Origin of the sequence: Alginatibacterium sediminis, assembly GCF_003610775.1 — a bacterium.
Classification (GTDB): Bacteria; Pseudomonadota; Gammaproteobacteria; order Enterobacterales; family Celerinatantimonadaceae; genus Alginatibacterium; species Alginatibacterium sediminis.
Genome location: NZ_RAQO01000017.1, coordinates 1 through 4,539 on the forward strand (window position 1 = coordinate 1; position 4,539 = coordinate 4,539).

Genomic DNA, 4,539 nt, shown 5'->3' on the forward strand with positions numbered 1-4,539 from the left:
CCGTCACCAGAACCATCCTATAGAAGCTCCATCAACTACATACGCGGTCCCACCATGAAAGACTTAACCACTATATTTAAAACATCAGCAACGTTCCAATCAGCCATCGGTTTCGCCGTTATTATTATGGGTTGCATAGCGATGTACAGCCCTTTTATTAGCGGAGTTGTGTTCTCTGAGTTACTGGCGATTACGATTGCGGCGTCTAGTATTGCAACGGCGGCATTTGCCTTTAAAGCCGACACGATGAAGCAGGGGTTATTTCAGTTCTTATCAGGCGTCATTGGCTTGGTAGCTGCGATTTATTTCTATAGAACCCCGGTGCTTAGCCTAAGTCTTCTAACTTTAACGGCTATTGTTTACTTTATCGTAGATGGCTTATTTATGTGTTACAGCGCTTATGAGCAACGTAAGCAACGCGGCGCCGGTTGGATATTGTTAGGTGCGATATCAAGCCTTGTATTAGCCGCATTTTTGGTTATGGATTGGCCCGTATCAGGACTTTATGCAATCGGAACCTTCGTAGGTATCAAGTTAATAGTAGGCGGTTGGACATTAGCAATGGTTGGCTTTGCTGGATATCAATTCAGCGACGATATGGAAAAAGCGAGTGCTTAAGCCGCAAATTAAGCCCCACTATATTCATTAATAGTGCGGAGCTAACCCTTCACAAAGTTAGGTCTATCAGCCAAGTGTTCTTCATAAGAGCACTTGGTTTTTTGCATTTTGATGTCGTCCCTCAGTCTTTCTCATAATCGTCTTATGACCCGTGAATTCAGTCAAAGTTGGACTTAATTCATATTTTTAATGCGTAACCATCGCATTATTTTTTCCAGTTAATTGGTTGATTTATCGTGCTTTCGCCGTTTAATTGCTCACCATGAAACAAATAATATAGTGTAATACCGATGTTTTATCTGTTTTATCTGTTTTATCTGTTTTATCTGTTTTATCTGTTTCATCTAACTTATAGCTTCTACCACTCTGAGTTACTATATCCGTTCTTTGAAACTAAAGTGATGAGCAGATAGACAGGGATGATTAGCTATGTACTGTTACTGATAGTACATATTTCACTATTCGGAACAACTTGAGGCAAGTTTGTATATCGAAACTAAAGGTGGTCTAGCTCATGGCATTACTGATTCCTAGCATTTTGTGACGCTTAGTTAACAAAATAATATTGATGCTCTAAATGAGAAAAACTACAGACACTTCTCGATTTTTGTCAGACATTTGTAAAACACAATCAAAATAAATTCGGCGGAAATAGTGGAGAGATAAAAGAATACTTTATTGTCGATTAACTAAGCGCACTACTATTAAAGATCATTGTCCATCTGACTTGCAATGTAACCAATTCATTTATAAATCGTGGATAACTACAAGCAATACTTTTGCATTTGAAAGTGTGTTGCTGGTCGTACTCATAGCTAGGAATTAGTCTTGCAAAATCAATCCTGTTCTTCTGGTTACAATCATCGAACTACGAAGAAATTGGGGCCAACAATAATATATAGAACATTCTAAAAAGGAGTTTTCTGTCAGGCATAGTACATATAGGGTTAAATGCAGTGATATAGTGAACTCGGGCACTATTACAAGTGAGAATGGATCGTCAAAGAAGGTTATGAATCAGAAATACTATAGTGGACATCGCGTCTGTCGTTGAAAAGCTATCGAAGTAAGCAAGCGCAGTATTTTTGAATAGCCTAGTTGCAAGTAAATGGACAAAAGTAGAGGGTTGCATTTCAAACAATCTGTTCCAGCGTAACATGTCTTGGAAAGTTTGGTTCCAGCTTGGTAATGGTGGTGTACTATGGATAATGATATGACACCTTTAAAGGGTACAATATTTCGTATGTGTTCCATACTTAGCAGAGCCCAGATAAATTTATCTTGAATAAATTAAAACTAAGCAAAAAAATGTTTACATTTTTAGATAAAGCCAAAGCTATGATAGCTTTTGAAGCTTACCCAAATATGAAATCTCCTTAATTTAACTCCGAAGTCTTAGTCAATTATCAAGTGATCATCTTGGGCGATTTCAATGAAGCAATATATTGTAAGTGATCTATTCGACGTAACCTCATATTTGGACGATCATCCCATTTTCTAATTAACGAGATTACACTGTAAACCCTATGCCTTAATAGGATTGACTAATCTTATATGATTAGCAAGTTCAAAATAATCGTTAACTGAGCTCGAGATAAGCATATGTAAACAATTAGTCTCGGAACCTAAATATGTATTAATAATTGGGTATTCATGATTCCAAGTCCAAAAGTAGGTGAATACTTAACGGAAAATTCTTTATTCATAAACAAGATATATCAAGGATGCAAATCTATACAATATCGTATACTAAATCACTTATAGTCTACGTCCATCGTGTAATCACTGTCGTCTGTCGGTTTAGAATTCGGGTGTATCGACGGGCGCCACTCAGAAGTTCGATCTCTTATTGTATCGACGAAACCCCAACATACGTAACGAGTTTAAGTTAACATGCAGTAACAATATAAAGTATTCGATAAAATAGTGTGCTCTTTAAGTAGGGTAGTTTATTATCTAACAGGCTTAAGTGAGTATTAACTTAGATCCTACCCGGCCATAGTTCTGTATCTCTATCAGAGTGTATTTTTAGTTTCTTCATAACTATGGCTGTTATTGTTTTTCTGTTTAAAATATATAATTTACAAAAATCATAATTAGTTTAAATATTACCTAAAACTGATAATTGAATTCGATACGGTGATCGCCGTGTGCATAATCTACTTTGTCATTCCAGTTGCCGAAGTAACGGACACTAGTACGCGGACTTATTTTATAAGAGAGAGAAACTTCATGAGCTAACAGATTACTATCTCCACCAAATTGATAATCTTTGTAGATGTCGCTACCCACAAGTGTAGTGACCCACATTGGATTATACATCAGCCAAATATCATCAGTGATTGCTAGCTTACTGTACATTCCCACCAAACCGAACATTCCAGGAAATTCAAAACCGTTACTTGCAGAATTTTCGATGTTTACCCCGACACCTGCCAATGGGAAAAATTGAAACTTGCCCCATTTGGGAAATGCTTGCATAAAACTATATGAAATATCGGCGGCTGTTGTTTTTTCTATGGTTGGATCACCTTGCATGGCATTTTCAACAGTCTGCACGTAACTCGTCCGCCCAAAAGCAACATTGATGTCTAGCTGAGTACCGCGTCCGTTAGCAAGGTTTACTTCGAAGTTTCTAAAGCGAATAGAGTCCACGCTATCATCCACACCACCATAAATAGGTTTACCATCAACCTGCTCATTTTGGTCTCTCCAGCCTAGTGTATCTCCTGCAACCCCTTTGATTTCAACAAGATTCATTCCGCCTCGATTGTCTTGGCCCGTTTCGTATGTTTTACCGGCCTTGAAGTTTAAGCCTTTGTCTGTAACACCCATACCTACTTGAGTGTAAATTGCCATAGGGTCCGACATGTCTTTTAAGTCTTCAGTTTTTTGTTCAGCTAATACTGCACCTGAGAATAGTGCGAAAGGTATAAGTGTTAGTGCGTTCATATTTTGTTTCCTTAATTTGGTAGGTATCTATTCAACACCATCAGATTAAGGTATGGAGAGTAACGAGATAACTCGCAAAATTACTTGCCCTAGAGGAAAATTTACTAGTGAATGCTGGGAAGTCCATTTATGCTTATTATAACGCTATGAATTGTCTACTGTTCTTGGGGATTACCAATGAGTAGCTTATAAATATGTATGTTCCTTCTACTCTGTTTTGTGAAAGGAATTAAAGTTCATGCGAAAATAAATTAGTTATTGATAGGTAAAATTTCCTGTACCGACTAGTAATTTTACAGATTATGCCGTAACCGGAACCATTCTATAGTAGCTCCATCAACTACATACGAGGTTCCACCATGAAAGACTTAACCACCATATTTAAAACATCAGCAACGTTCCAATCAGCCATTGGTTTCGCCGTTATTATTATGGGTTGCATAGCGATGTACAGCCCTTTTATTAGCGGAGTTGTGTTCTCTGAGTTACTGGCGATTACGATTGCGGCGTCTAGTATTGCAACGGCGGGATTTGCCTTTAAAGCCGACACGATGAAGCAGGGGTTATTTCAGTTCTTCTCAGGCGTCGTTGGCTTGTTAGCTGCGGTTTATTTCTATAGAACACCGGCGCTTAGCCTAAGTCTTCTAACTTTAACGGCTATTGTTTACTTTATCGTAGATGGCCTATTTATGTGTTACAGCGCTTATGAGCAACGTAAGCAACGCGGCGCCGGTTGGATATTGTTAGGTGCGATATCAAGCCTTGTATTAGCCGCATTTTTGGTTATGGATTGGCCCGTATCAGGACTTTATGCAATCGGAACCTTCGTAGGTATCAAGTTAATAGTAGGCGGTTGGACATTAGCAATGGTTGGCTTTGCTGGATATCAATTCAGCGACGATATGGAAAAAGCGAGTGCTTAGGCCGCAAATTAAGCCCCACTATATTCATTAATAGTGCGGAGCTAAC

The 4,539-nt window shown here is 38.4% G+C and carries 3 protein-coding genes; 2 read left to right on the plus strand and 1 reads right to left on the minus strand.

Annotation, left to right across the window (positions count from 1 at the left end; all coding sequences use genetic code 11):
• Positions 1–618, plus strand: a 618-nt coding sequence (locus tag DBZ36_RS20430; RefSeq protein WP_233558200.1) for an HdeD family acid-resistance protein, incomplete at its 5' end; no start/stop codon positions are given.
• 2,112 nt (positions 619–2,730) lie between these two features.
• On the opposite strand, the gene DBZ36_RS20435 is transcribed toward DBZ36_RS20430, so the two are convergent.
• Positions 2,731–3,570: a hypothetical protein gene (locus tag DBZ36_RS20435; RefSeq protein WP_120356847.1), complete on the minus strand. Its 840-nt coding sequence runs from the start codon at positions 3,568–3,570 to the stop codon at positions 2,731–2,733.
• A 359-nt stretch (positions 3,571–3,929) separates the two neighbouring features.
• Between DBZ36_RS20435 and DBZ36_RS20440 the strand changes: the two genes are divergently transcribed.
• Positions 3,930–4,493, plus strand: coding sequence for an HdeD family acid-resistance protein (locus DBZ36_RS20440; protein ID WP_120356848.1), 564 nt, complete (start codon positions 3,930–3,932; stop codon positions 4,491–4,493).
• Positions 4,494–4,539 lie beyond the last annotated feature (46 nt).

Excerpts from the sequence above, each read along its gene's own strand:
- DBZ36_RS20435 (WP_120356847.1), bottom strand. The coding sequence starts at position 3,570 with ATGAACGCACTAACACTTATACCTTTCGCACTATTCTCAGGTGCAGTA.
- DBZ36_RS20440 (WP_120356848.1), top strand. The coding sequence starts at position 3,930 with ATGAAAGACTTAACCACCATATTTAAAACATCAGCAACGTTCCAATCA.